This window comes from Flavobacterium sp. PL02 (assembly GCF_035013205.1).
Taxonomy (GTDB): Bacteria; Bacteroidota; Bacteroidia; order Flavobacteriales; family Flavobacteriaceae; genus Flavobacterium.
This window is the reverse complement of the sequence record NZ_JAYGJP010000002.1, coordinates 1-25,071: the sequence shown is the minus strand read 5'-3', so window position 1 is coordinate 25,071 and position 25,071 is coordinate 1. Positions and strand designations below refer to the sequence as shown.

Annotated in this window: 24 protein-coding genes and 6 tRNA genes; 9 read left to right on the top strand and 21 right to left on the bottom strand. The window is 32.2% G+C overall.

Annotated elements, in window-relative coordinates:
* Window positions 1-37: 37 nt before the first annotated feature.
* A complete protein-coding gene (locus tag SHI72_RS07985) occupies window positions 38-3,481 on the top strand; it encodes a T9SS-dependent choice-of-anchor J family protein (RefSeq protein ID WP_323489650.1) in 3,444 nt (1,147 codons plus the stop codon).
* Between the two features lie 119 nt (window positions 3,482-3,600).
* Here the strand turns inward: SHI72_RS07985 and SHI72_RS07980 are convergent, their stop codons facing one another.
* Genes SHI72_RS07980 through SHI72_RS07965 form a run of 4 tightly spaced genes read right to left on the bottom strand, consistent with a single transcriptional unit; the run spans window position 3,601 to window position 7,391 of the window.
* Complete coding sequence (locus SHI72_RS07980) at window positions 3,601-5,460, bottom strand: hypothetical protein (protein WP_323489649.1); 1,860 nt, start codon at window positions 5,458-5,460, stop codon at window positions 3,601-3,603.
* Window positions 5,457-6,008, bottom strand: a complete 552-nt coding sequence (locus tag SHI72_RS07975) for an RNA polymerase sigma factor (RefSeq protein WP_039112207.1) — start codon at window positions 6,006-6,008, stop codon at window positions 5,457-5,459. Before SHI72_RS07975 ends, SHI72_RS07980 begins: the two co-directional genes overlap by 4 nt.
* A 51-nt stretch (window positions 6,009-6,059) precedes the next feature.
* A complete protein-coding gene (locus SHI72_RS07970) occupies window positions 6,060-6,461 on the bottom strand; it encodes a hypothetical protein (protein WP_323489648.1) in 402 nt (133 codons plus the stop codon).
* A 48-nt stretch (window positions 6,462-6,509) separates the two neighbouring features.
* Complete coding sequence (locus SHI72_RS07965) at window positions 6,510-7,391, bottom strand: protease complex subunit PrcB family protein (RefSeq protein WP_323489647.1); 882 nt, start codon at window positions 7,389-7,391, stop codon at window positions 6,510-6,512.
* A 209-nt stretch (window positions 7,392-7,600) separates the two neighbouring features.
* On the opposite strand from SHI72_RS07965, the gene rmuC reads away from it, so the two are divergent.
* From rmuC to SHI72_RS07945, 4 genes are all read left to right on the top strand, one after another.
* Complete coding sequence (rmuC, locus tag SHI72_RS07960; RefSeq protein ID WP_323489646.1) at window positions 7,601-8,959, top strand: DNA recombination protein RmuC; 1,359 nt, start codon at window positions 7,601-7,603, stop codon at window positions 8,957-8,959.
* A gap of 20 nt (window positions 8,960-8,979) precedes the next feature.
* Window positions 8,980-9,345 carry a hypothetical protein gene (locus SHI72_RS07955; RefSeq protein ID WP_039112203.1) on the top strand — a complete coding sequence of 122 codons (366 nt, stop codon included), beginning with the start codon at window positions 8,980-8,982 and terminating at the stop codon, window positions 9,343-9,345.
* Between the two features lie 8 nt (window positions 9,346-9,353).
* On the top strand, window positions 9,354-9,908 hold the full coding sequence (locus SHI72_RS07950) for an acyl-CoA thioesterase (RefSeq protein WP_039112202.1): 555 nt from the start codon (window positions 9,354-9,356) through the stop codon (window positions 9,906-9,908).
* Window positions 9,909-10,120: 212 nt separating this feature from the next.
* On the top strand, window positions 10,121-10,660 hold the full coding sequence (locus SHI72_RS07945; RefSeq protein ID WP_039119353.1) for a YceI family protein: 540 nt from the start codon (window positions 10,121-10,123) through the stop codon (window positions 10,658-10,660).
* Between the two features lie 3 nt (window positions 10,661-10,663).
* Here SHI72_RS07945 and SHI72_RS07940 read toward each other — a convergent pair whose 3' ends face one another.
* Entirely contained in the window at window positions 10,664-11,575 is a 912-nt protein-coding gene (locus SHI72_RS07940) for a TIGR01777 family oxidoreductase (RefSeq protein WP_323489645.1), read from the bottom strand.
* 98 nt (window positions 11,576-11,673) lie between these two features.
* On the opposite strand from SHI72_RS07940, the gene SHI72_RS07935 reads away from it, so the two are divergent.
* Complete coding sequence (locus tag SHI72_RS07935; protein WP_039112199.1) at window positions 11,674-12,336, top strand: TetR family transcriptional regulator C-terminal domain-containing protein; 663 nt, start codon at window positions 11,674-11,676, stop codon at window positions 12,334-12,336.
* Window positions 12,333-13,637 (top strand): AarF/ABC1/UbiB kinase family protein, encoded by a 1,305-nt coding sequence (locus SHI72_RS07930; protein ID WP_323489644.1) that lies wholly within the window; start codon window positions 12,333-12,335, stop codon window positions 13,635-13,637. Before SHI72_RS07935 ends, SHI72_RS07930 begins: the two co-directional genes overlap by 4 nt.
* 171 nt (window positions 13,638-13,808) lie before the next feature.
* On the opposite strand, the gene SHI72_RS07925 is transcribed toward SHI72_RS07930, so the two are convergent.
* The 14 genes from SHI72_RS07925 to SHI72_RS07860 all read right to left on the bottom strand — a co-directional run bounded on the left by SHI72_RS07925 (window position 13,809) and on the right by SHI72_RS07860 (window position 22,045).
* A complete protein-coding gene (locus SHI72_RS07925) occupies window positions 13,809-15,104 on the bottom strand; it encodes a deoxyribodipyrimidine photo-lyase (protein WP_323489643.1) in 1,296 nt (431 codons plus the stop codon).
* Window positions 15,104-15,565 carry an SRPBCC family protein gene (locus SHI72_RS07920; RefSeq protein WP_323489642.1) on the bottom strand — a complete coding sequence of 154 codons (462 nt, stop codon included), beginning with the start codon at window positions 15,563-15,565 and terminating at the stop codon, window positions 15,104-15,106. The genes SHI72_RS07925 and SHI72_RS07920 overlap by 1 nt, the downstream gene beginning before the upstream one ends.
* A 10-nt stretch (window positions 15,566-15,575) precedes the next feature.
* On the bottom strand, window positions 15,576-16,016 hold the full coding sequence (locus tag SHI72_RS07915) for a sterol desaturase family protein (protein WP_039119348.1): 441 nt from the start codon (window positions 16,014-16,016) through the stop codon (window positions 15,576-15,578).
* Window positions 16,017-16,036: 20 nt separating this feature from the next.
* Window positions 16,037-16,876, bottom strand: coding sequence for a phytoene/squalene synthase family protein (locus SHI72_RS07910; RefSeq protein WP_323489641.1), 840 nt, complete (start codon window positions 16,874-16,876; stop codon window positions 16,037-16,039).
* Window positions 16,877-16,884: 8 nt separating this feature from the next.
* Window positions 16,885-18,348: a phytoene desaturase family protein gene (locus SHI72_RS07905; protein ID WP_323489640.1), complete on the bottom strand. Its 1,464-nt coding sequence runs from the start codon at window positions 18,346-18,348 to the stop codon at window positions 16,885-16,887.
* A 37-nt stretch (window positions 18,349-18,385) separates the two neighbouring features.
* Entirely contained in the window at window positions 18,386-19,285 is a 900-nt protein-coding gene (locus SHI72_RS07900) for a MerR family transcriptional regulator (RefSeq protein ID WP_039112192.1), read from the bottom strand.
* 69 nt (window positions 19,286-19,354) lie between these two features.
* On the bottom strand, window positions 19,355-20,323 hold the full coding sequence (locus tag SHI72_RS07895) for an ion channel (RefSeq protein WP_323489639.1): 969 nt from the start codon (window positions 20,321-20,323) through the stop codon (window positions 19,355-19,357).
* Window positions 20,324-20,464: 141 nt separating this feature from the next.
* Complete coding sequence (locus SHI72_RS07890; protein WP_039112190.1) at window positions 20,465-20,965, bottom strand: tetratricopeptide repeat protein; 501 nt, start codon at window positions 20,963-20,965, stop codon at window positions 20,465-20,467.
* 273 nt (window positions 20,966-21,238) lie between these two features.
* A tRNA-Lys gene (locus SHI72_RS07885) sits at window positions 21,239-21,311 on the bottom strand.
* 130 nt (window positions 21,312-21,441) lie between these two features.
* Window positions 21,442-21,514, bottom strand: a tRNA-Lys gene (locus SHI72_RS07880).
* Window positions 21,515-21,644: 130 nt separating this feature from the next.
* A tRNA-Lys gene (locus SHI72_RS07875) sits at window positions 21,645-21,717 on the bottom strand.
* Between the two features lie 21 nt (window positions 21,718-21,738).
* A tRNA-Leu gene (locus SHI72_RS07870) sits at window positions 21,739-21,821 on the bottom strand.
* Between the two features lie 38 nt (window positions 21,822-21,859).
* Window positions 21,860-21,932 (bottom strand) — tRNA-Lys (locus tag SHI72_RS07865).
* Between the two features lie 40 nt (window positions 21,933-21,972).
* Window positions 21,973-22,045: transfer RNA gene (locus SHI72_RS07860), tRNA-Lys, on the bottom strand.
* A gap of 127 nt (window positions 22,046-22,172) precedes the next feature.
* On the opposite strand from SHI72_RS07860, the gene SHI72_RS07855 reads away from it, so the two are divergent.
* Entirely contained in the window at window positions 22,173-22,691 is a 519-nt protein-coding gene (locus tag SHI72_RS07855) for a shikimate kinase (protein ID WP_323489638.1), read from the top strand.
* Here SHI72_RS07855 and SHI72_RS07850 read toward each other — a convergent pair.
* The gene (locus SHI72_RS07850; RefSeq protein WP_323489637.1) at window positions 22,683-23,183 is read right to left on the bottom strand and encodes a phosphoribosyltransferase domain-containing protein; all 501 of its coding nucleotides are present in this window, start codon (window positions 23,181-23,183) and stop codon (window positions 22,683-22,685) included. The two genes, SHI72_RS07855 and SHI72_RS07850, sit on opposite strands and share 9 nt — an antisense overlap.
* A 57-nt stretch (window positions 23,184-23,240) precedes the next feature.
* Complete coding sequence (locus SHI72_RS07845; protein WP_323489636.1) at window positions 23,241-23,633, bottom strand: RNA-binding S4 domain-containing protein; 393 nt, start codon at window positions 23,631-23,633, stop codon at window positions 23,241-23,243.
* 78 nt (window positions 23,634-23,711) lie between these two features.
* On the opposite strand from SHI72_RS07845, the gene SHI72_RS07840 reads away from it, so the two are divergent.
* Complete coding sequence (locus SHI72_RS07840) at window positions 23,712-24,833, top strand: FKBP-type peptidylprolyl isomerase (protein WP_323489635.1); 1,122 nt, start codon at window positions 23,712-23,714, stop codon at window positions 24,831-24,833.
* Window positions 24,834-25,071: the final 238 nt, after the last annotated feature.

Here is a 25,071-nt window from a genome sequence, read left to right as displayed (position 1 = left end):
AATAAATTTGAACTCTAAAAACACTAATTTTTAACGTATGAAAAACCACTACTCTTTGCGCCATTTAATGGCTTTTTTAAGTTTTTTTTATTGCTTTTCAGCAAATCTTTTTGCGCAAGCACCAAGTAATCCTACACCTCAGGCTATTCCTTACACACAAAATTTTGATGCTTTGCCTGCTAGTTCTACAACTTTCTTGCCTACTATTGAAGGTTGGCAAGGTTGGCAAGCGAGTGCATCTCAAAATACAGCTATTTACAATACTGGTTTAATTGGCGATAAGCTTTTAGTAGCTAATAGTACAGCTGCTATTAATAGTGGTAATCTTCATAACTATAATGGCCAAGTTGGATTTTTGAATAGTACTTCTGTAGATTTAGCGATAGGTTTTGCTTTTTCAAGCACTAATAATAAAGGGATAATAGTTCAATATGATGCTATGATAATCCGTAATTTATATGATGGAGCAGGTGTTAATCGTCTTCAGGAGATGGCTTTGCAGTATCGTGTAGGAACTACAGGTGCTTTTATTACTTTATTGTCAACAGCTTATTCAAATAATAGTACAACTCCGCAAACTGGAGCTGTTACAGTTCCATTGGATGATAAAAAAACAAGGGTGTCCGTAACACTGCCAACAGCTTGTGATAATCAACCTGTTGTACAAATAAGATGGATTGCAAGACTAGTATCTGGTTCTGCAGGTGCTCGCCAATCTTTTGCAATTGATAATATAGATATCCGACAAGATATCGTTGCTCCGGTAAATGTAGTTGGTTATCCAATAATTGATAATGTATTATCAGATGGTTTTAATTTTTCTAATCAGATAGACGAAATAGGGAAAACGTATTATGTATTAGTACCTTCTAACGCTACAGCACCTGTTGCTGCTCAAATAAAAGCAGGCCTTAATGGTGATGGAACTGCTGCGTTACAATCTGGATTTTTGGATGTAACCGATAAATCTCTGGTATATGAAAAAAGTTTTACAGGTTTAACCCTAAATACAGCTTATAGTGTTTACTCTATTTCTGAGGATCCTTACGGAAATATTCAGGCTACAGTAGTTAAACAAGATGCTACAACTTCAAATGTGTTAGTGCCTTCATTAACAACAACAGTTAATTCAATTAATTTAGGATTTTCTGAAGCAAATTTTAATACATCAAGTTTAAACTATAAAATACAAGGTACTAATATTAGCAGTCCAGTAATTGTTACAGCTCCGGCTAATTTTACAGTTTCAAAAGACAATACTAATTTTCAAACTTTTGTAGTATATGATGTAGTTGATTTTGCAGCAAATGCAACTCCAACAGTTTATGTACGTTTTACACCAAATGCACTTGGTAGTTTTACAGGTCAAATTACTCATCAATCTGCCAATGCAGCTACTAAAATAGTGACTGTATCAGGTTTTGGAATTAATCCATACGTTCAGAATTTTAATGATGCCAATGTATTTACTAATAGTGGTTGGACATCTTATAGTGTAGTGGGTGTTGCTAATCAATGGAAAAGCACTACAACAAATGCTAATTCAGCTCCCGGAGCTGTAGTTATGAATGGATATTCAGATAATGGAGGAAGTAATGATTGGTTGATTTCACCAAAATTACGATTAGATAGTTTTAATAAATTTCCTCTGTTATCATTTTACGCTCGTAAATATTATGCAGGACCAAGTTTAAAATTAATGGTTTCTACAAATTATGATGGTAAAAGTAGCCCTGACAGTGCTAGTTGGACAGAAATAGATGGTAACTTTCCTGTAACTACGGGAGCTTATGTACAGTCACAATATATTGATTTAGGAGCATATAAAACAGATCACACTTATGTTGCTTGGGTTTACGAAACTACAATAGGTGGAGGAACTGGTAATGCTGCTGAATGGACAATTGATGATGTAGCTATAACAAATGAGCTGGGATTTGTAGCTTCAAATCCTAATTTGGATTTTGGAGATGTGAGCCCTAACACAGTTTCTACTAGTAAGTCTTTTATTTTTAAAGCCGGTGGTTACGGTGATGTTATTATCGCTGCTCCACAAGATTATCAATTATCTCTTGATAATTCTAGCTTTTTATCAAGTGTTACTGTAAGTGAAGCCGATGCATTGCTTGGGAAAACAATTTATGCAAGATTTGCGCCTTCTACAAAAGAGTTAACTATTGCAGGTAGATTGACTGTAACAGGAGCAGGATTAAATGAGAAAATTGGAACATTAAAAGGTTCTTCTTTGCCAAAAGAAGATACTTTTGATATTGTAACGTATAATCTTGAGTTTTTTGGGAGTAATGTAATTGGTGCAGATAAAAAAGAATTTGGTCCTATAGATGATGCTTTGCAAATTGAGAATGTTGCCAAAGTAATGAATAAGATGGATGCCGATGTATATGTTGTGCAAGAAGTGTCTGATGATCCTTCTGTCGATATTTTAATAACAAAATTAAATGTTAACGGTAAAACATTTGATAAAGTAATTTCTCCTAATTGGTCCTATTCGTTTAATGAGCCTCAAGATAATTTTCCACCACAAAAACTAGTAGTAATTTATAATACAAAAACAGTTACAGTAAAAAAGACACGAGTAATGTTTAGTAAATTATATGATCAAATACGTGCAAAAACTGTAACGCTGGCTAATTATCCAAGTACAGATGGTAGTGGTGATAACTTTTTCTCATCGGGAAGATTGCCATTTATGGTTGATATAGAAACGAACATTGGTGGAGTAAAGAAAGAAATTACGCTTATCGATATTCATGCACGTGCTAATAGTGGAAGTGATATCTCAAAGTATAATATGAGAAAATACGATACTGAAGTTTTAAAAGATAGTTTGGATGCTAATTATCCAGATACCAACTTCATTATTTTAGGAGATCTTAATGATGATGTGAAAAAAACAGTTATTAATGATGTTTTACCTTCTTCATACGAGAAAATAGTTAAGGATACAGATCGTTATAATGCTTTAACTCTAGATATTAGTAAAGCAGGAGCTTTTAGTTTTTTAAGTTCAGGAGGTTTCTTGGATCATATAATTATTTCTAACGAATTAAATAGTGAATATATCGCTAATTCAACAGCAGTTTACGATCCACGTTCTGATATAAATAATTATGTAAATACAACATCGGATCACGGACCAGTAATTGCTCGTTTTGAATTAAAAGGATCTACTTTAGGTACAATAGATTTTGAAACTAAGAATGGTTTTGCAGTTAAAGCATATCCTAATCCAGCAACAGATGTAGTTAATGTTCTTGTGAAAACTAATGAAGACAAGAAGCTTAAATTAAGGCTTTATGATATCACTGGGCGTTTAATAGGAAATCCTATTGATGTAAATGGAGGACAGGAAAATAGTACTTCGGTAATCCAGATAAGTGATTTAAAAACCGGAATCTATATTTATACCTTATCAGAAAATAATAAAGTTGTTTTTAAAGATAAGATCATAAAAAAATAATCGAAAGGTTTTATAAATTAAAAATGCTAGATTCTACTTTAAGAATCTAGCATTTTTTTTACAGTATAATATGATTGGTGTAAACGTATTATAATAAAGAGAGAATTAAAACAAACTAATTAAAACCCAAAATTAACCCCAAAATTCAGACCCCACTGAAATTGGTTAAACGATTGTGTTTTTAACGGATTGATATAATAATTCACACCAGGTTCTACAAAAAAATGAGTTTTTTTGAAGACTTCATACTGTAAAGTACTGCTAAATTTAGAGCCATATACAAAGTTGTTTACATCTAGATTTCCTCCTATCGAGTTACCATCTAAAAAAACTTCGTTGGAAATTAACTTTCCTATAAAACCACCAGTATTAAGTCTAATATCTGCCTTGCCTGTATTTAAGACAGAGTAAGAAACTTCAAGAGGCATTTCTAGGTATTGCAATTGTTGATCAAGATTCCCCGTTTGATTTCCCGCATTACTACTTTGAATTTTTTGACTGCTATTGTCTGATGAAAAAACATAATTTCTATTTGTCGAAATATATTCAACACTAGGATTTGAAATGAAAAAATCATTTATAATTCCTGCAGATAATACATTTTGTTGTTTGTTATAATAAGATACATTGGCTACAGATTGTCCTAATTCATTAATTTTTAAACCAGAACTTACAGCCCATTTTTTATTAAGCTTGTAATTTGTTTTTACGCCATACCCAGTATTCTGTTTAGACTCAATATCATTACCCAACGTTTTCTTATTGCCATAATTCTCAGAATTTACTAAACCAGCATAAAGACCAACAGACCATTTTTCTTTCAGAATTTCTTTTTCAGTTTTTACCCCTTCGTTGTCTTCTTTATTATTTAATCGGTTCTCTAATTGTTGTAGTTCAAGTGCTATTTGAGCTTTATTCAATGAATCGTTATAAGATACTAGACTTTTTTCAGAACTATTATTTAAAACAATTGCTTCAGTTTTATTTTTGTTTATAGTATTATCAACTTCAGTATTGTTTTGTTTAGCTGAAGAAGTGTTTGTGTCGTTTTTTGATGATGATTGAATATTGTTGTTTAAAGCAATTGCTTCAGTTTTATTCTTGTTTATAGTAGTACCAACTTCAGTATTATTTTGTTTAGAAGAAGAAGTGCTTGTGTCGTTTTTTGATGATGATTGAATATTATTGTTTAAAGCAATTGCTTCAGTTTTATTCTTGTTTATAGTAGTACCAACTTCAGTATTATTTTGTTTAGCTGAAGAAGTGTTTGTGTCGTTTTTTGATGATGATTGAATAATGTTGTTTAAAGCAATTGCTTCAGTTTTATTCTTGTTTATAGTACTACCAACTTCAGTATAGTTTTGTTTAGCTGAAGAAGTGTTTATGTCGTTTTTTGATGATGATTGAGCATTGTTATTTAAAACAATTTCTTCGTTTTTAGCCTCATTAAAATTGCTATTAACTTCGTTACCATTTACTTTAGGTGATGAGGTTTTAGCTTTGTTTTTAGATGATGATTCAGCTATTGAGATAGTTTCATTGTTTAATTGTAATGAAGGCTTATCTTTTTTGTTGATTGAACTTGTTACAGTTTTAGTCGATTCTTGATTGTTGTTTGATGTTTTGTTAGCTACCGAATTATCAGATTCAGCAACCGTTATTGTAGCTTTATTATTTAAAGGAGTAGTATTAATTGTAGATGGAGTAGTAGGATTCGATTTTGAATTACTTTCTTGAGAATCTATGACAACATTGTTATCCTTTAATAAAATATCATTTTCATTCGAGTTAAAATATAGACCAGACGTGATAGCTAAACCTATTAAAAGACTAGCCGCTAGCGACCACCAAATGGCTACTACCTTTTTCTTTTTAGGTTTATCTAGTTCTTCTTCAATTTTAGCCCATAATTCTGGTGGTGGTACACTAGAAAAATTTTCTATTGAAGAAAAAATATCTTCTATTTTTTTCTTTTTCATGCTGTTTTAAAATTTAATACGGCCAAAATTTTTGTTTGTAATATCTTCTTAGCCCTATTTAAGTTTGATTTAGAAGTTCCTTCTGTAATCTGGAGCATTTCTGCAATTTCTTTGTGTTTCATCTTTTCAAAAACAAAAAGATTAAAAACCATTCGGTATTGATCGGGTAAATCCTGAATATATTCGATTAGTTTTTCTTGTGTTATCGGAATAGTTTCAAGCTCTTCTTCTTCGATAATTTCTGTTTCTGGATCAAAGACATCGAGAAAATGGTAATCTCTTTTTTTCTTCTTTAAGGTTTCGATGAGTTTATTGATAAAAATTCGTTTCATCCATCCCTCAAAACTACCCTCAAATTTATATTGTTTTATTTTTTGAAAAACGATTATAAAAGATTCCTGAAAAACATCTTTAGCATCATCTTCATTCTTCATGTATTTTAGACAAATTCCATACAATACAGGCGAGAACAATTGATAAATTCTCAATTGCCCTCCTCTGTCATTGTCAATGCACTTTTTTATAAGTAAGTCTAAATTGTCTTCCAAAAAATAATTTTAAAGTATATTAGATTGCAATAGTGTTTGTGTTTCAGGATGCTACTTTTTGAAAGTAGAACTGTAGCCGTCAGGGAAATTGTTTACAATAACTAGATTACGGGAATCTAATTGTTCGATAACGTATGTTATTCCTTCAAAAGTGATTAAATCATGTTCTAAATTATCAAATACACTAATACCTTTAGTAAGTTGATAGTTGCTATTTCTGATCTCAACATTGTTCTTATATGTAATAACTTTACCATCGGTTGTAAAAACAAGCTTTTTTGTACTCCCAAGAGTTTTAGGAGTTGAGGTATAACTACCATTTTGCCCTCCTGTAGATTTTTGCCAAACCCAACTTCCAGCAAGTATAGTGGCTTTATCTGACTTGAAAATTACATTTGATGAATAAGTTGAAACAGAAATAATAACTAGAAGAGCTAAAATTGTTTTTTTCATTTTAAGGAAATAATAAATTTTTGTTAATTTTTTTGCTGCAAAGTTACTTTACTTTCTCAATACTGCAATTTTATCCTTTATTACTTTCTTAAATGCAATTATTTCAGATCCTTGGTCTGAAGTGTTATTATTGTCTATGAATACTTTAATTACTTTATCCCCTTGGTTTAGTTCAAAATAAATTCCACCTTGATTAGCTGAATCTGGGGTGCCGTAGGTCTTCGTAGTACCTCCAGCTAAGTTTGAAATTTCAGCAGGAACTAATTTTACAAATTCGGTATAATCACCTTTTTTAGTTAATGCTTCATAATTATATTTGGTAAAATCAAAATTCCCAGAAGTAACATTAAGATAATGTAGTACGTTTAAATTGTTAATATTGAAAAATAATTGACAGCTAGCGCCAGTACATTGACCACTATAACTTCCTATAATTGCAAAGTTTTTATTCTGGCTTATTTTATTTAAATAAACAGGCTTGTCTGTTTTCGGGATTAAAACCAAATCATAAGGATTTGTTACTTCACTAGTAACTACTTCATTTGCTAGAGGTTCTTTCTCATAATATTGTACAATTACTTCACAAGAATTCTCAACTATAGAAGTAATTTTTATTTCATATCCGCCACTTGGTTTCGGTCCAGCAAAAATTCCAATTAAATTATTTTTAGTAAAATCGATATTAGGATTTATAGGAGTTGGGCAAGGATTAGGATTTTTAATAAAAAAAGAATCCATTTTTTCTTGTGATCTTATTGCTATAGCTGTTGGCTTTGTAGGGATTTCTTTTATTGTATAGTTACATTCTATCGGGAAACCTGAAAAAGCAACGTTACTAAAATCACCGCAGTTTTGATAATCATTGTCATTATTCATAGAACAAGAACTAATGCCTAAAGCGACAATTAGACCTAAAATAATTTTTTTCATTTTTTATATTTTAAAAGATTATACCTTATAGATGATATAATGACAAAAAGGTTGCGTCAATAATATCATTATTTTTAAAAATAATTTTTGGATTCCAATTTCTAGTGATAAATAGTATAAAATAGATGCTCATTTTAAAGTCAAAAAAATATTTTCTCGTCTCTAGAACTACATATTATTGTGTACTTTTACTTTTTTAAAAATCCTTTATGTCGAATCTGGTTCCCTTTTTATTGATTTTTATTGTTGCTTTGGTTATTGGGATTTTTGTAGGGAAACTTATTTTCTCGGCTAGATTTCAATCAGAAAAAGTAAGTTTAAATGAAAAACTAATTGCTTTAACAAACCAGTTTCAGCAGCAAAAAGAACATTTTTTATCAGAAAAAAATAGCTTAGAGAAACAACTTCAAATAACAAATTCTGATAAAGAAGTTATCCGTACCGAAAAAGATAGTCTGGCGATTCAGCTTTCTAAAAAAGAAGTAGATTTCGAAAACTTATGGGAACGTCATAAAGAACAAAAAAATGAAGTAGAACAACTTCAGGAAAAATTTACAAAAGAATTTGAAAATCTAGCCAATAAAATACTCGAAGAAAAATCAATAAAATTTACTGCTCAGAATAATGAGAACATGAAAAATATCTTGTTGCCACTACAAGATAAAATCATTGGTTTTGAAAAGAAAGTCGAGGATACACACAAAGAAAGTATCGATTATCATGCTGCATTGCGTCAACAAATATTAGGATTAAGTGAGATGAATGCTCAAATGAGCAAAGAAACACTCAACTTAACCAAAGCCCTAAAAGGAGATAGCAAGATGCAAGGGAATTGGGGAGAATTAGTATTAGAACGAGTTCTCGAAAAATCAGGTTTAGAAAAAGGGAGAGAATATGAAGTGCAACAAAGTTTTACCAATGAGATTGGTCTTCGCGTGCTTCCCGACGTTGTGATTCATTTGCCCGATGGTAAAAAAATGATTGTAGATTCTAAAGTTTCCTTAACGGCTTATGAAAGATGGATTAATGAAGAAAATGATAATTTAAAATCAGATTATTTAAAAGAGCATGTTCAGTCGATAAAAAGACATGTTGAGCAATTGGGAAACAAAAATTACCATGATTTATATCAAATAGAAAGTCCGGATTTTGTTTTGCTTTTTATTCCGATAGAGCCCGCTTTTGCGATAGCATTAAATGAAGATACTACCTTATATAATAAAGCTTTCGAAAAAAATATTGTAATTGTTACGCCAACTACACTATTAGCTACTTTGCGAACAATCGATAGTATGTGGACAAACCAAAAACAACAAGAAAATGCTTTTGAAATTGCCCGACAAGCCGGAGCATTATACGATAAGTTTGAAGGTTTTATTGCTGACTTAATTAAAATTGGGAATAAAATAAATGACTCTAAAACGGAATACGAAAATGCAATGAGCAAACTAGTTGATGGTCGAGGAAATTTAATTACAAGTGTAGAGAAGTTAAAGAAAATGGGAGCAAAGGCCAAGAAGTCACTTCCTGAGAATATATTGACAAGAGCAAATAATAACGAAAATTAAAATTTTAAATAAATATTTAGATGAAACGATTTCTGGGAATTATCATTGGTATTGCAGCTATAGCTCTAATTGGGTATTTTAGTTTTATTTATTATGTACCTTATAGTACAGGAATCCGTTCAGGCGAATTAATAAGACTGAGTCATAAAGGAGTTATGATGAAAACTTGGGAAGGAGAACTAAGTCAAGGAATTTCGGGGGCACAAATATTCTCTTTCTCTGTTTTAGATGGTGATAAAAAAGTTATCGAAGATTTAAAAGTACTTCAGGGAGGTTATGTAAAACTGGAGTATGTCGAAAAATATAAAACATTTCCTTGGTGGGGAGAAACGCGTTTTTTTGTAAAAGCGGTAGAAAAAGAAGATTCTCCATTTAATGTAAAATAATATAGAATATGAGTACAAATACAAACTTTAAAACAGTAGCCTGTTCAAGAATAAGCATATCCGAATTAATGCTTCCTTCGCATACTAATTTTAGTGGTAAAATACACGGAGGATATATATTATCATTGCTAGATCAGATCGCTTTTGCTTGCGCCTCTAAGTTTTCAGGACATTATTGTGTAACAGCTTCAGTTGATACAGTAAATTTTTTAAAACCTATTGAAGTAGGAGAATTGGTAACCATGAAAGCCTCAGTAAATTATGTAGGTAAAAGTTCTATGATTGTTGGTATTCGTGTCGAGGCCGAAAATATACAAACAGGAGCAATAAAACATTGTAACTCCTCTTATTTTACAATGGTAGCCAAAGACAAAGAAGGAAAGAGCGTTCTGGTACCAGGACTTATATTATCAAATCTTGAAGAAGTAAGACGTTTTTGTAAAGCTCTGAAACATATTGAGGTTAAAAAAGAAGTAGAAAACCACGCAGAAGAATACAATTATAGCTCTATCGAAACATTAGCATCTTTAAACAAATACAATGTTTTACTAGAGTTAAATTAAAGTAGTTCTTCTTGTAATTTTTGGGAATGTTTTAAGAACCAAAAAGAATTAAAATACGTAACTTTAAGAAAGAGGATTTAAGTATTTTTTATGCTCGAATGCCTTTCCTGAACAGTTCCTTTTTGATTCATGTCTGTTGTTGGTTTGTTTTTGTCAATAGGCTTTTTTCAAAAAATATCTTGCAATATGTTTAATCCTAATTGCTGAAGATTATGAAAAAAAGTACTTTTTTAATTCTATTACTTACCGTTAACTTTATTGTAGCACAAAATAGAATAAGAACTGCAATTGGTGTTCTTAATTTTGAAGCTTCAGTTCCTTTTTTCGAAGAGGTAAACGCAGTCAATAAATCGGTAATTGTGGTTATAGAGCCAGAAACAAGTAGTTTTGTTTGCGTGGCTGTGATGAAAGATTTTCGATTTAAAATGGATTTAATGGAAACCCATTTTAATGAAAATTATATCGAAAGTGATCGATATCCGAAAGCTGTTTTTAAAGGCAAAATTGGAAAATTCGACATGAAAGATATTGATGAAACCCCAAAAGAATATACCATTAAAGGGAAACTTCAAATTCACGGTAAAACAAAAGAAATAGTCGTAAGTGCTATACTTAAAAAAGTACCCCAAGGCATTGAAATAATTTCGTTTTTTCCGCTTAATACAGATGATTTTAATATTAAAATACCTTCTATGATAGAAAACAAAATATCCAAAACTGTAAACACAAGTTTGGTAGGAGTGATGAAGTAAAAGTTATTTTAAACACACTAAGAGTGCTGGTTTTAAATTTGAATATTTAAATTTAAAACCAGCACTTTCTATTTTATTAGAAGAAACACGTTGTCCAGTTAATATAATTTCACCCATTTCTCCCGTGATTAATCGTACTACAAAAGTTGGTATTTTAGGCAACCAGATAGAATACCCATATACATTAGCCATAGCCCTAGAGAAAATGGCATTGGTTGTATCGTCACAAACAGCAGCATTATAAGAACCTTTCATATCAAGATTAATAATTGCCTGTAAATAAATAGCGCACAAATCATCAATATGAATCCAAGGCATATATTGTTTTCCGGTGCCTACAATAGAGCCGAAACCATATTTAAAAATTGGAACCAGTTTTTTTAGAAAACCTTCATTTTTACCCAGAACCAATCCAGTTCGTATTTTAACCGTTCTAATACCTAATGATACCATACAGTTTGTGGCAGCTTCCCATTTCTGGCAAGTTTCTCCAAGAAAATCATTTGCAGCAGGAGTTTCTTCGGTACAAATAATTTCACTTGTAAAGGCACCATAAATTCCAACTGCCGAAGCCGATATAAATGCATCTAAGGTTTTATTATTGTTTTTTAAAACAGAAAAAATGAGTTCAATAGGTTTTTCCCTACTATCTAAAATTTCTTTTTTTCGTTTATCAGTCCATTTTTTTGCAGCAATACCTTCGCCCGCAAGATGAATAATATAGTCTGCTTTTAAAACAGCATCTTCATCTATATAATTATTCTCTAAATCCCATTTGTAATAGGTTACGCCCATGCTCGCTTTTCTATCACCGCGAGTTAATATAGAAACCGAATACCCATTGGCGATCAATAAAGCAGTAAGTTTTGTTCCTATAAATCCAGAGCCACCAGTTAGTAAAATGTTTTTAGTCATGATAGTTTATAATATATTTAACACCTTGTATTGTTTAGCATTACGTAAATATAGTTAAACGTTGCTTACCTTTATGCTAAATTAAAAAAGTAGGTTGTATGGAAACTAAAAAAGAAATATTGACAAAAGATAAAATTGTTTCTCTGTATATGGATTACGTTTTGGAACACGGACAAAATCCCAAAACAGTTTTTCATTTTGCAAAATCAAATGATTTTGAAGAGGCCGAGTTTTATACTTTTTTCGGAACATTTGAAGGACTTGAAAAAGAAATTTTTAATCTGTTTTTCGAAAACACCCTCGAACTATTAGATAAAAATCCAGAGTACCAAGAGTATGATATGAAAAATAAAATGCTTGGTTTTTACTTTACATTCTTCGAATTATTAACTGCAAATCGTAGTTATGTTGTTCAGGCATTAAAAACGGATTCCAACCCGATTAAAAACTTGGTGAAACTAACTAAACTTCGAGATAGTTTTAAAAAATATATTAGTTTAATTATAACCGATGACCATCGAATCCAACAAGAAAAGCTTCAGAATTTTCAGGAAAAAGCAATTCAGGAAACAGCATGGATGCAATTATTGCTTACGCTTAAGTTTTGGATAGACGATGCATCACCAGCATTTGAGAAAACAGATATTTTTATCGAAAAAGCTGTAAATGTATCTTTCGAATTAATGAATGTAGCACCGATGAATCATTTGCTTGATTTTGGTAAATTCCTTTTTAAAGAAAAAATATATAGCAAACAATGAAAACCATCGACTATATCCCAACTTCCAAAATAGAAAGGGCGAGCAAACTTGTTCAAACTGGAGCAAAAATTGGAGTAAATTATTTAAAGTACTACGGAGAAAAAATTGTAAATCCAGATGTAACTCGTGATAAACTCAACGAGAATAATGCCGAGGATATTTACGACGGACTCAAAAGCTTAAAAGGAAGTGCGCTTAAAGTTGCACAAATGCTAAGCATGGACAAGAATTTCTTGCCACAAGCCTATGTCGAAAAATTTTCTTTATCACAATTTTCAGTTCCACCACTATCTGCACCTTTAGTATTAAAAACGTTTAAAACAAATTTTGGTAAAACACCTTACGAAATTTTTGATGAGTTTAATCCTAATTCTGTAAATGCAGCAAGTATTGGTCAGGTGCATTTGGCTGTAAAAGATGGAAAAAAACTAGCCGTAAAAATTCAGTATCCAGGAGTTGCCAACAGTATTTCGTCAGACTTAGCATTGGTAAAACCTATGGCGATACGAATGTTTAACCTGCAAGGAAAAGATTCTGATAAATATTTTAAAGAAGTAGAAGATAAATTAATTGAAGAAACTAACTATTTATTAGAATTACAGCAAAGCCAAGAAGTAGTTGAAGCTTGTAAAAAGATTGATAATCTAGTTTTTCCTAACTATTATCCAGAGTTCTCTTCTGAGAAAATCATTACAATGGATTGGATGACAGGAATTCATCTTTCAGAATATACAGCCAAGAAACCCAATCAAGAAGAATCTAATGTTATAGGTCAGGCACTTTGGGATTTTTATATGTACCAAATTCATATTTTACGTAAAGTTCACGCCGATCCACATCCTGGAAATTTTTTAGTAAATGATAAAAACCAGTTGGTAGCTTTAGATTTTGGATGTATGAAGCAAATTCCAAATGACTTTTATGTTCCCTATTTTGAGTTAATCAACAAAGAAGTTATAACCGATAAAGAGCTTTTTAATCAAAAATTATTCGAATTAGAAATTCTTAGAACAGATGATACCAAAGAAGAAATAGAATATTTTACAGGAATGTTTCATGATTTGTTATCATTATTCACAAAACCATTCCAGTCAGATACATTTGATTTTTCCGATGAAGCCTTTTTTGATAATATAGGCAAGCTAGGCGAACGTTTCTCAAAAGATACAAATCTCAAAAAGATGAACGGAAATCGCGGTTCGAAACATTTTATATATATGAATAGAACATTCTTCGGATTATATAATTTAATGTTCGATTTAAAAGCTAAGATTCAAGTAAATAATTATCAGAAATATTAGGAGCTTAATCCAGCTTCCCGATAGCTATCGGGACACTATATCTCTTGTGGCGAACACCGCCACAAGAGGATGCCGTTCCTATCTGGGCTAGAAGATGCAAAAGAAAAAAAGCTTTGTCAAAGTTTAAACTTTGACAAAGCTTTTTTTAGTAGATACTTATATTTTTTTTATCTATCTCAGAATCCCCGCTTTATAAGTCGCAATAGCACGATCTCTTGCAAAAGCATGCTCAATCATAGGTTCATTATAACCCAAATCAAATTCAGGAATCCATTTTCGGATATAAATACCCTTTTCATCAAACTTCTTAAGTTGAATTTCGGGATTAAAAACTCTAAAATACGGAGCAGCATCACAGCCCGTTCCTGCAGCCCATTGCCAATTACCAACATTCGAAGCCAATTCGTAATCAAGTAATTTCTCGGCAAAGTAAGCTTCTCCCCATTGCCAGCTAATTAATAAATGCTTACATAAGAAACTAGCAACAACCATTCGAACCCTATTATGCATATATCCAGTTTCATTAAGTTGGCGCATTCCAGCATCGACCATAGGATAACCAGTAGTTCCAGAACACCAACGCTGGAAATCTTTCTCGTTATTTAACCATTGAATCCCATCATAAGCCGATTTAAAATTATGATTAACAACATTCGGGAAACTAAATAAAATCTGGATAAAAAATTCTCTCCATATTAATTCACTCAAGAAAACTTGATTTGTATGTGCAGCCCAATTTACTAATTTCCGAATACTAACAGTCCCAAATCGTAAATGGGGCGAAAGATAAGAAGTTGAATCTAAAGCAGGGAAATCTCTTGTTTCCTGATAATTAGAAATGCTTTTTAAATTATGTGGTTGAACTTTTATAGTGCTTTTTTCAAACCCAATCTGGTTTATTGTTGGGAATAGAAATTGACTTTTATAAAAATTAGAAAAAAGATCAGCGGTATTATATTCTTTGGCTTGACCTAAAATTTTATATTTTTCTAACCATTTATTTTTATAAGGAGTATATATAGTATAAGGTAAACCATCAGATTTTGTGATTTCTTTTTCTTCAAATATAACATGGTCTTTATAAGAAAGTGTCGTAATGTTATTTTGGGTTAATAAATCAGAGATAGATAAATCTCTTTTTATAGCAAATGGGTCATAATCTTTATTAAAAAATACTTCCTGAATATCAAATTCTTCGATAAGAGATTTCCAAATTTCAGCAGTTTTGCCCTTTTTTATCAAGAGAGAAGTTCCTATAGTATTTAATTCAGTATTGATTTTCTCTAGAGAATCGTATATAAAACTAACTCTGGAATCATCTTTTGGTAAACTATCGAGAATAGCCTCATCGAAAATAAATAAAGGAATAACTAGAAAATCAGATTCAAGCGCATGAAACAATCCACGATTATCATCCAAACGTAAATCACGTCTAAACCAAAATAGAGTAACTTTTTGTTTGCTCATTATTTAATATTAAAAATTTCTTCGACCTTTTTATGACGATATTCAAAAATTGTTTTCAGTTCGTTCTTTACAATAAGAGCATTTGCAATGCGCCCGATAAAACCAAACGGAAGAGCATAATGTACAATGTCGGTCATTTGAGTGCCATTTGCAGTAGCTTCAAAAAAATGTTTATGATGCCATAATGCATAAGGACCAAAGCGTTGCTCATCTACAAAATAGCTATTATCTTTTACTACAGTAATTTCAGTCATCCAGTTTAGCTTAATTCCTAAAAGTGGAGCTATTTTATATTGAATGATTTGTCCCGCATAAACCAATTTATTATCATAATCGGTAACCTTAAACCCCATGTTTGTAGGAGTAATTATTTGCAGGTTATTAGGATTAGAAAAAAAAGTCCAGCATTCTTCCAGACTTGCATTGATGTGCTGAACGGATTCTTTTTTGTATACTTTCATAAGTGACTTATTATATTTTGTAGTACTTAAAAGGAACAAACAACATTCCGAAACATTCACCGTGTTCTTTGCCTAAATGTTTATGATGTACTTTATGCGCTTTTCTTAACCCGATAAGATATTTGTTTTTGGTGTTTTTAAACCATTTAAAGCGTTGATGTATTAATACATCGTGAACCATGAAGTAGCAAAAGCCATAAAAAGTTAATCCCGACCCGATAAAAAATAAGTAATTTATGCCGTCGATTGTTCCAAAATAGAAAAGTAGAATACTTGGAATTGCAAAAATCACAAAGAAAATATCATTTCGTTCAAACACATTTGAGTATTTAGGTTGGTGATGATCAGAGTGAAAATACCACATAAAGCCATGCATGACAAATTTATGAGTACACCAAGTAACACATTCCATAAAAAGAAACGTACCTATAAAAATTAAAAAGAAAATCATTGTTTTGTTTTTATTAAAAATTAGACCATTCTCAGTTTATAAGAAACAAAAGATTTGGCCAGTAATCCAGCTTTAGAATAATTAGAAACCCGAATTCTTTCGTTGCCTATTTCATGACAAGGAGTATTTTCTAGTTTCTTTAAAAGTTTTTTGTAATAGATATAAGCGGTATAAACCCCAAACTTAGCTTCGACAGGAAGTTTTATAATTCCTTGATACGCAACTTTAAAATCATCTTCGATTTCTTTGATGATTTTGTTTTTAGCATTTTCATCAAAAGAGCTTAAATCAATTCCAGGAAAATAGTTTCGGTTTAAGATTAGATTATCATCTTTTAAATCACGTAAAAAATTCACCTTTTGGAAAGCAGAGCCCAATCGCATTGCTTCCATTTTTAGCTTTTCGTATTTAGAATCATTACCTGCAACAAAAACTTTAAGACACATTAAACCCACAACATCTGCAGAACCATAGATGTAATCCTCAATTTCTTCCTTATTATGATAGTCGGATTTGATTAAATCTAGTTTCATACTTTTTAAAAAAGACTGAACTAAATCATCTGTAATGTTATATTGTTTTACAGTTTGCTGAAAAGAGTTTAAAATAGGATTAAGACTTATGCCGGCTTCTATAGCTTTATAATATTCTTTTTCAAAATCATCAATTAGATACTTTTTATCAAAACCATGAAAAGAATCTACAATTTCATCGGCAAAACGTACAAAACCATAGATACTATAAATTGCATCCCTTATACTTGGGGCAAGCATATATACAGCCAAAGAAAAAGAAGTACTGTAGCTTTGAGTAACAAGCTTACTACATTTAAACGAGACATTATCAAATAACTGTTTCATGTTTTTTATTATGAAAAGGATTTGTTTATTAATTCAGATACTAATTTTCCTGAAATTAAAGCAGGAGGAACGCCAGGGCCAGGAACAGTTAACTGTCCCGTGAAGTATAAGTTTTTGACTTTCTTACTTTTTAGTTTAGGTCTTAAAAATGCAGTTTGTAATAAAGTATTAGCCATTCCGTAGGCATTTCCTTTATACGCATTGTAATCTTCGATAAAGTCATTTTTGCAAAAAGACTTCTTAAATATAATATTATTTTTAATCGATTGTTGCGTGACAGTTTCAAAACGAGAAATTATCTTATCAAAATATTCTTCGCGAAGAACTTCAGTATCTTCTATTCCGGGAGCAAGAGGAATTAGGAAAAAGCCAGTCTCCATTCCTTCAGGAGCAGTTGTTTTATCAGTTACCGATGGAAAGTTTGCATAGAACAAAGGAGCTTCAGGCCACTTAGGGTCATCATAAATATCCATTGCATGTTGTTCGAAATCTACATCAAAGAATAAAGCATGATGAGAAATGGATTGTATTTTTTTGTCGAACCCAACATAAAAAAGGAGCGAGGAAGGAGCAAAAACACGACTTTCCCAATATTCGTCAGAGTAAACCCGATATTCTTTAGATAATAAGGTTTCGGTATGTTGATAATCGGCACCACTTAAAACTATATCTGAAGTAATAATTTCATCATTTATAATTAATGAAGTGGCAATATTGTTTTGAACAATGATTTTATCAATACTAGAGTTGGTTTTAAAAGTAACACCAAGTTCTTTTGCTAGACTTTCGATGCCACGAACAACATCAAACATCCCTGTTTTAGGATGCCAAGTTCCCATTCCGAAATCGGCATAATTCATGAAATTATAAAAAGAAGGCGTTTTAGATGGTTTTGCACCAAGGAACAAAACAGGAAATTCTAGAATCTGAATTAACCTTTTGTCTTTAAACTTCTTGCGTATATCTTTACTTACCGTTCCAAAAAATTGATTTAATTTTTGAGTAGTTTCAAGAGTAATCAATTCTAAAGCAGAAACCCCTGGACGATATACTAATTTTTTTATGGCAATATCATAATTGCTTTTAGCTTGAGAGATATAATCAACAAGTTTTTTACCGCTACCTTTTTCAATAGCTTCAAAAGTTTTGGCAATTTCTTCCAGATTATCGGTGATGGTTATGAATTCATTAATCCCAAAATACACACGATAAGCAGGATTAAGTTTTATTAACTCATAGTAATCGGTAGTCTTTTTATCAAAATCTTTGAAGAAATTTTCGAATACATCAGGCATCCAATACCAGCTTGGTCCCATATCGAATGTAAAACCATTACTTTTTAATTGTCTGGCTCTGCCACCAATAGTTGCATTTTTTTCGTAGATAGTTACGTCATGACCTTCCTTGGCTAAATAGCATGAAGCTGATAAAGCCGAAAAGCCAGAACCTATAATTGAGATTGTTTTTTTCATTTGTTTAACAAAACTACAAAATAATTAAACAAAATAATTATATCTGACTCACTAATTCTTCGATGGAGTTAAAAATGTGTACTTTTTGATCTAGATTTTCAGTTTCAATGTGCTCAACCAATTTTCCAATTAGCCATATTTCATTAGAGTTGTTTAAAAGCTCAGAACTCATATTGGCTACATATTGATTAACTATACTGCGGTCCGGCTGAATAGTGAGATAAGAAACATAAGTAATATTGTCAAAATGATTGTTGAGTTCTTTTAGGTTTTCAATAGGCATGCTTTCGCCTAAATAAATAGTTTTATAACCTTGCAGTAATATTTCGTATTGAATGTACATTAATCCAAGTTCATGAATTTCATTCATTGGTAAAGAAAGAACAAAAATTTTATCTGTTTTTGTTGGTTTTAGAACCTGAAGCTTCTCCGTATTAATGTAAAGTTTCTGCTTAATTAGATAACTTACAAAATGTTCATGGGCAGGAGTTATGGTTTCAGATTGCCATAATAAACCCAATTCATTCAATAAAGGAATAAACACTTGATGAAAAACTTCCTTAAAAGACTTTTCGGCGGTAAGCCAATTAAAAGTATTGAAGAATAATTCCTGATCAAAATTCATCATAGCCATTTTAAAAGAACTGATGGCGTGATTTTTTGCGTTTTTACTAGAAATGATTTCCCTGACTAATTGAGGAATCTTTTCTTGTGGATAAGTAGCTATTTTCGAAATCTTATAACCATATTCATGTAGTAGTGTAATGTTTAATAGTTTTTGTAAACTAGCTAAATCATAGGTTCGAATGTTGGTGTCAGTACGCATTGGCTCAAGGATATTGTATCTCTTTTCCCAAATACGAATGGTGTGTGCTTTAATGCCAGAAAGATTTTCAAGGTCTTTTATGCTAAAAACACTTTTTATATTGTTTATCATTTATTAATATTTGATAAACAAATGTAACTTAATTTCTAGAAAAATAGTAAAAACAAGGAATTTATCGTTTTAGCTTTGTTCAAAATTGACAGCTTGATGAGAGTTTAGCTTATCTAAATGTAGTACAGTTTTAGAGGCATCTTTGCTTCTGTTGTACATTGGTTCAAATTTCGCGCCGTATAAGACCTCTTTGAAGGTGTAAGAAGTTCTTGCAGCAACAGTATTGCTGTACATGTCATCAAAGGTTTTAATGAAGACCAGAATTTCTCCATGAATAGAGGCGAAGTCTTCTTTTGTGAATTTATACAGCGGACTTTTGTCGGTTATAGGATGTACTAATGTCCAGCTTAATGTAAGTGCATTTATTTTGTGTAGCTCTAAGTCTAACGAATAGAACTTATTTGTCATTACACCATTTTCTTCAATACTCATTCCTAAAGTGATTTTTGCTTCAGCATCGGTGAAATTTGTATTTTTAAAAGGAACAAGACGAATCATTAAAGCCTTGTCATTTTGGTAAGGACTAATTAAGGCATTGTGAGAGAATTTAAGAAATGCCGTTGGGCGGCTAAATCTCCCAAAGAATAAACCAGTTGCAATAGCAAAACTTAGTAATCCTATTAAAGCCTCGGCTGCAGATAAAGCACTTGTTAGGAAACCGGTGGGGCTAATATGTCCGTAACCTACGGTTGTGAAAGTTTGGGCGCTAAAAAAATAAGCCTGACCAAATTTTGCCCATTCGCTTTGAGAAGCTACTATTCCATCTAGATGCTCAATACCAATACCGAAATAAAGAATGGCAAAAATGAAATTGATAGCAATGTAAAAGGAGAATAGAACAAGCATGAATTTCCAGGTGGGCATATCAATCATTGTGTGATACCAACTAATGCGACGTAATAAATGCATTCCTGTTTTTTCAACATTAGGAGTTCCGTTTTTATTTACAAAGCGTCCCCCGTAACTATTAGAGTTGGTTCCAAAACCAGAGTTTTTGTCAGTTTCTGCCTGTGCGTTTATTTTTTTGAGAATTGACATAGGTGTTATATCGAATAAGTTTTAGATTAAATCAAATTGATTAGACGGATATCTTCTCAAATATAAGTATAAGTTAGAATACAAAAAAGCCCCAACTATTACTTTATAAGGAAGAATAGTTGGGGCTTTTTTTAATGTTTTTTATTTACAGAAAGTAGCTTTGTTTTTAATGGCGCTTTTACTTCCTAATTCGATTGCTTTAGAGAAATCCTTGCATGCACTTTTTTTATCTTGAATCTGTGTATATAAGGTACCTCTGAGGTTGTAGGCAACATAATCTTTAGGATTCAAATTAATAGCAGAAGTACAATCCTCAATAGCGGCTTTAAAGTTGTTTAACTTGTAGTTTACGTTTGCTCTGCCAGTAAAAGCATCTGCATTCATATTGTCTATTTCGATTGTTTTATTAAAATCGGCTAGAGCACCTTTAGTGTCGTTGAGTTTTAGTTTTGCAACACCTCTGTTTTGGTAAGCCTCGGCAAAGTTGGCTCTAAGCTTAATTGCTTTAGTGTAATCGGCTATTGCGCCTTTGGTATTACCGCTTTCGGCTTTTCGTAATGCCTGATCAAAGTAATCAGTTCCAGATTGACACCAGCTTGCAGTTGTAGTAGTAAATAACAGAATAAGTAATAATCGTTTCATATAAAAATAAATTAGTAGGTTTTAAAATGTTTAACGTGTTTTGGGATTGTTTATTTTATGACAATAGATAGGATTATTGTATTTTGACTTTTAGTATATAACTTTATAAAGAAAAAGCGAAATACTAAAAAAATAATATTTCGCTTTTCATTGTAACCACGGTAAGATTTAAACCTGTATGCTCTTGCGAGCATCATCTTTTCAATATGAAAAGTCAATAATTCTCTACGTGGCTAAAAAAAAGGTCAAGTAAATTAATTACTCGACCTTTTGTGACCCGACTGGGGCTCGAACCCAGGACCCCATCATTAAAAGTGATGTGCTCTACCAACTGAGCTATCGAGTCATTCTTTTTCTATTCTGACTATAGTTAGGATTTACATCCACACGCTTTTCTGAGTATTACTTCTCAAGATGATTAGTCTGTCATCTCTCTGCGTGGTAAAAAATAAGTAAAATAATTACTTAATCTTTTGTGACCCGACTGGGGCTCGAACCCAGGACCCCATCATTAAAAGTGATGTGCTCTACCAACTGAGCTATCGAGTCATTCTTTTTTATTCTGACTATCGTGGGATTTGCGCCCACACGCTTTTCTGAGTATTACTCCTCAAGATGACTAGTCTATCATCTCTCTGCGTGGTAAATAAAGTTAAGTAAATAATTACCTGACTTTTTGTGACCCGACTGGGGCTCGAACCCAGGACCCCATCATTAAAAGTGATGTGCTCTACCAACTGAGCTATCGAGTCTATAATTTCTTTACTGTGTCGTGACCACGGTGGGATTTGAACCCACACGCCCTTTCGAGCACCACCCCCTCAAGATGGCAAGTCTACCGTTTCTCCACGTGGCCAAAAAAAAAGGTCAAGTAAGTTAATACTCGACCATTTGTGACCCGACTGGGGCTCGAACCCAGGACCCCATCATTAAAAGTGATGTGCTCTACCAACTGAGCTATCGAGTCTTGCTATCAAGGAAAGTATTTTTTTTAATCACAAATTTTGTGACCCGACTGGGGCTCGAACCCAGGACCCCATCATTAAAAGTGATGTGCTCTACCAACTGAGCTATCGAGTCATATTCTTTCCTTGAATGCGGGTGCAAATATAAGGAGTTATTATTGAAGTTTCCAAGCATTTTTATTATAAATTTGTCTTTTTTTTAGAAAAATTTCCAACGTCTTAGTTTATAAGCTTTTATTAGTATGAAAAAAATAGTGTTATTAGGGTATATGGGTTGCGGCAAGTCAACAATTGCTCAAAAATTGTCAAAAACCACAGAAATTCCTTTTCTAGATTTAGATAAATGCATCGAAAATAAGGTTAATTTAACCATAAATGAGATTTTTGATAAGAATGGAGAGATATATTTTAGAAAATTAGAGCATGAAATGTTCCGAGAATTGCTTCAATCACCCGAAGAAATGATTATAGGTTTAGGAGGAGGGACTCCGTGTTATGCTAATAACCATGAATTATTGAATAAAGATGGAGTAGATTCTATTTATTTAAAAGCGTCTATCGATACATTATATGGACGTTTACTTCATAATAAAAGTAAACGCCCACTTATTGCTGATAAAAATGAAGAAGAGATGAGGGAGTTTATAGCTACACATCTTTTCGAAAGAAGTTTTTACTACAACCAAGCAAAGTATAAGGTAAGCGTAGATGAGAAGACTATTGATGAAACGGTTTCGGATATACTTGAGATTCTAGCTTAAGAAAGCATAATCATTATTATTGTCATCAAATACAACTTGTACGTGCTCTAATAAAGAAGTCGAAAGAGATATTCCTTTAAAATCTGCTTTTACGGGATATTTCTTGTGATTTCTATCGACTAGAACGGCAGTTTTGAATTTCTTTAAAGGAACATCTAGAAAATGACGAACGGCATATATTAAAGTAGTACCAGAATTCAATACATCATCTACAAGTACTAAGCCTTTGTTGGCGTATTGTTCTTTGGTTAGAGAAGTACTTATAGGAGATTCAGGTTTCTGTTTGTTTATCTGTACTTCACAAAGAGATACTTTAATAGGGGAGATGGCTTCAAGGGCTACTGCTACTTTTTTAGCAAAGATGAAGCCGTTGGCTGTAATACCTGCAATTACGATTTCTTCATCGTCTACAAAGGTTTCGTATATCTGGTAGGCAATTCGTTTTATTTTATGTTCAATCTCTTGATTTGTTAAGATGATGTTTTTGCTCATTGTAGTTGTTTTTTAAAATAATGTAAAGTGTGTAAGATATGAAATCTGGTTAGAATGTTATTCGGTCTCGTCTTCGTTATCTGAAATGTCATTTCCGAATTCGTCAATATCCCTACGATCCTTTTTAGTAGGTCTACCTGTTCCGTTTTTTCGATAATGTTCTTTGGATAGTTTTAATAGTTCCAAATGAGCATATGCTTCAGCGGGAGTTTCGTTTTTTCTATATATATCGACAAGTTTTGCGCCAACTCTATTCTCAGGAATATCAAGGACGGTTATAATTTGAGTAATCTGGTCTTTACGAAACGTAATTTTGTCAGTCGGAAAAACTTCCTTAGAGGGTTTTGCAACTTGGCCGTTCACTGTAATATGGTTCTTCTTGCATGCCTCAGTGACCATATTTCGGGTCTTGTAGTAACGCACACACCATAAGTATTTATCTATTCGCATAAATTTTCTAAATTCAGAGTTAAATTCTTTACAAAAATAAATCAATATTGTATCTTGCGCACCTAAAAATCAACATTAATGAATAAATTTAAGTATTATTTTATTTTAACATTTGCAACACTGGCTATATTCTCATGTTCAAAAAGTGATTCTGCAGACGTAGAGCCCTTAAGAGATTTTCAAGTACAGTATGATGCGGATATTGCTGTTATTGAGGATTATTTAAAAACTAATACTATTACGGTTACCGAAGCGGCTGGTAAACCAGAGGATCAGGATGTGAAAATTGAGTTAATTACAAAGCCAAATGAGCAAAAATCTATCTGGGATTATTTGAATAGTCCTACGTTTCCAACTTTGAAATTTAAGACGGTAGATTTGCATGGTATAAAATATAAGTTATATTACATGGTGTTGCGTGAAGGTGTAGGGGAGTCGCCAAGTAATGTAGATGGGGTTTTGTCATCTTATAATGGTACATATTTGTTTAGAAAAGCTGGTGCAACAACTACAGATCCTTCGGTTGTTACGGCTACTCAGTTTGAGGAAATAGTATTTCCGCAAACTTTTTATGACTTGTATCAAATGGTTAAAGGTTGGGGTGAAACTTTTCCAGAATTTAAAGTTGGTACTTCAGATCCTGGTAATAATGGTACTATAGTATATAATGATTTTGGAGCAGGAGTAATGTTTTTGCCTTCAGGATTGGGGTATTATGCTGGTGGTAGTGGTTCTATTCCTTCTTATTCTCCTTTAGTTTTTAGTTTTAAATTATATGCATTGCAGCGTTTGGATCATGATGGGGATGGGGTTTTTTCATATCAAGAGGATCTTAATGGGGATGGTTATGTTCGAGATATGCGTAATGCTACTGAATATCCTAATTCTCCGGTTAATCCAGATGATACAGATAAAGATGGAATTCCTGATTTCTTAGATGTTGATGATGATGGCGATGGGTATACTACTAAGTTTGAAATTACAAAACCGGCAGGTAGTCCGGGTGCAAGTAAGTATTATCCGTATGATCCTATTCTTATAGATAATCCTCTTACTCCAGTTGATGAAAGAGAGCCTCGTGGAATTCCGCAATTTGCTGAAACGGGAGAGCCAGATTATACATCTCCAAAAAGACTTAGGATACATGTTGATAAAGATCATCATACAGCTACGCCTGTGGTTCCTGTAAAGAAGCCTTAGGTTTGTGTGAGTGAATAGATGTTATAAAAAAAGCGGCTACTATATATAGTAGCCGCTTTTTTTATGCCTATATATTAGGGGGTGTGATTCTGTTGTGTTATATGAGAGTTTTTTTAGGAGCTATTTCCTGCTATCCGCTACAATCTTGTCCTTTTTAAAGAAAAAAGGCCAAGGATTTCCGCTACTATCAGGGCTAGGGGAGGCAAAACATAACAAAAGCTACGCAGGAAAGACAATA

Bases quoted from the DNA above. Each gene is read 5' to 3' on its own strand.
- SHI72_RS07985 (WP_323489650.1), top strand. From the start codon at position 38: ATGAAAAACCACTACTCTTTGCGCCATTTAATGGCTTTTTTAAGTTTT.
- SHI72_RS07980 (WP_323489649.1), bottom strand. From the start codon at position 5,460: ATGAAAAAGAAAAAAATAGAAGATATTTTTTCTTCAATAGAAAATTTT.
- SHI72_RS07970 (WP_323489648.1), bottom strand. From the start codon at position 6,461: ATGAAAAAAACAATTTTAGCTCTTCTAGTTATTATTTCTGTTTCAACT.
- SHI72_RS07965 (WP_323489647.1), bottom strand. From the start codon at position 7,391: ATGAAAAAAATTATTTTAGGTCTAATTGTCGCTTTAGGCATTAGTTCT.
- rmuC (WP_323489646.1), top strand. From the start codon at position 7,601: ATGTCGAATCTGGTTCCCTTTTTATTGATTTTTATTGTTGCTTTGGTT.
- SHI72_RS07955 (WP_039112203.1), top strand. From the start codon at position 8,980: ATGAAACGATTTCTGGGAATTATCATTGGTATTGCAGCTATAGCTCTA.
- SHI72_RS07950 (WP_039112202.1), top strand. From the start codon at position 9,354: ATGAGTACAAATACAAACTTTAAAACAGTAGCCTGTTCAAGAATAAGC.
- SHI72_RS07945 (WP_039119353.1), top strand. From the start codon at position 10,121: ATGAAAAAAAGTACTTTTTTAATTCTATTACTTACCGTTAACTTTATT.
- SHI72_RS07940 (WP_323489645.1), bottom strand. From the start codon at position 11,575: ATGACTAAAAACATTTTACTAACTGGTGGCTCTGGATTTATAGGAACA.
- SHI72_RS07935 (WP_039112199.1), top strand. From the start codon at position 11,674: ATGGAAACTAAAAAAGAAATATTGACAAAAGATAAAATTGTTTCTCTG.
- SHI72_RS07930 (WP_323489644.1), top strand. From the start codon at position 12,333: ATGAAAACCATCGACTATATCCCAACTTCCAAAATAGAAAGGGCGAGC.
- SHI72_RS07925 (WP_323489643.1), bottom strand. From the start codon at position 15,104: ATGAGCAAACAAAAAGTTACTCTATTTTGGTTTAGACGTGATTTACGT.
- SHI72_RS07920 (WP_323489642.1), bottom strand. From the start codon at position 15,565: ATGAAAGTATACAAAAAAGAATCCGTTCAGCACATCAATGCAAGTCTG.
- SHI72_RS07915 (WP_039119348.1), bottom strand. From the start codon at position 16,016: ATGATTTTCTTTTTAATTTTTATAGGTACGTTTCTTTTTATGGAATGT.
- SHI72_RS07910 (WP_323489641.1), bottom strand. From the start codon at position 16,876: ATGAAACAGTTATTTGATAATGTCTCGTTTAAATGTAGTAAGCTTGTT.
- SHI72_RS07905 (WP_323489640.1), bottom strand. From the start codon at position 18,348: ATGAAAAAAACAATCTCAATTATAGGTTCTGGCTTTTCGGCTTTATCA.
- SHI72_RS07900 (WP_039112192.1), bottom strand. From the start codon at position 19,285: ATGATAAACAATATAAAAAGTGTTTTTAGCATAAAAGACCTTGAAAAT.
- SHI72_RS07895 (WP_323489639.1), bottom strand. From the start codon at position 20,323: ATGTCAATTCTCAAAAAAATAAACGCACAGGCAGAAACTGACAAAAAC.
- SHI72_RS07890 (WP_039112190.1), bottom strand. From the start codon at position 20,965: ATGAAACGATTATTACTTATTCTGTTATTTACTACTACAACTGCAAGC.
- SHI72_RS07855 (WP_323489638.1), top strand. From the start codon at position 22,173: ATGAAAAAAATAGTGTTATTAGGGTATATGGGTTGCGGCAAGTCAACA.
- SHI72_RS07850 (WP_323489637.1), bottom strand. From the start codon at position 23,183: ATGAGCAAAAACATCATCTTAACAAATCAAGAGATTGAACATAAAATA.
- SHI72_RS07845 (WP_323489636.1), bottom strand. From the start codon at position 23,633: ATGCGAATAGATAAATACTTATGGTGTGTGCGTTACTACAAGACCCGA.
- SHI72_RS07840 (WP_323489635.1), top strand. From the start codon at position 23,712: ATGAATAAATTTAAGTATTATTTTATTTTAACATTTGCAACACTGGCT.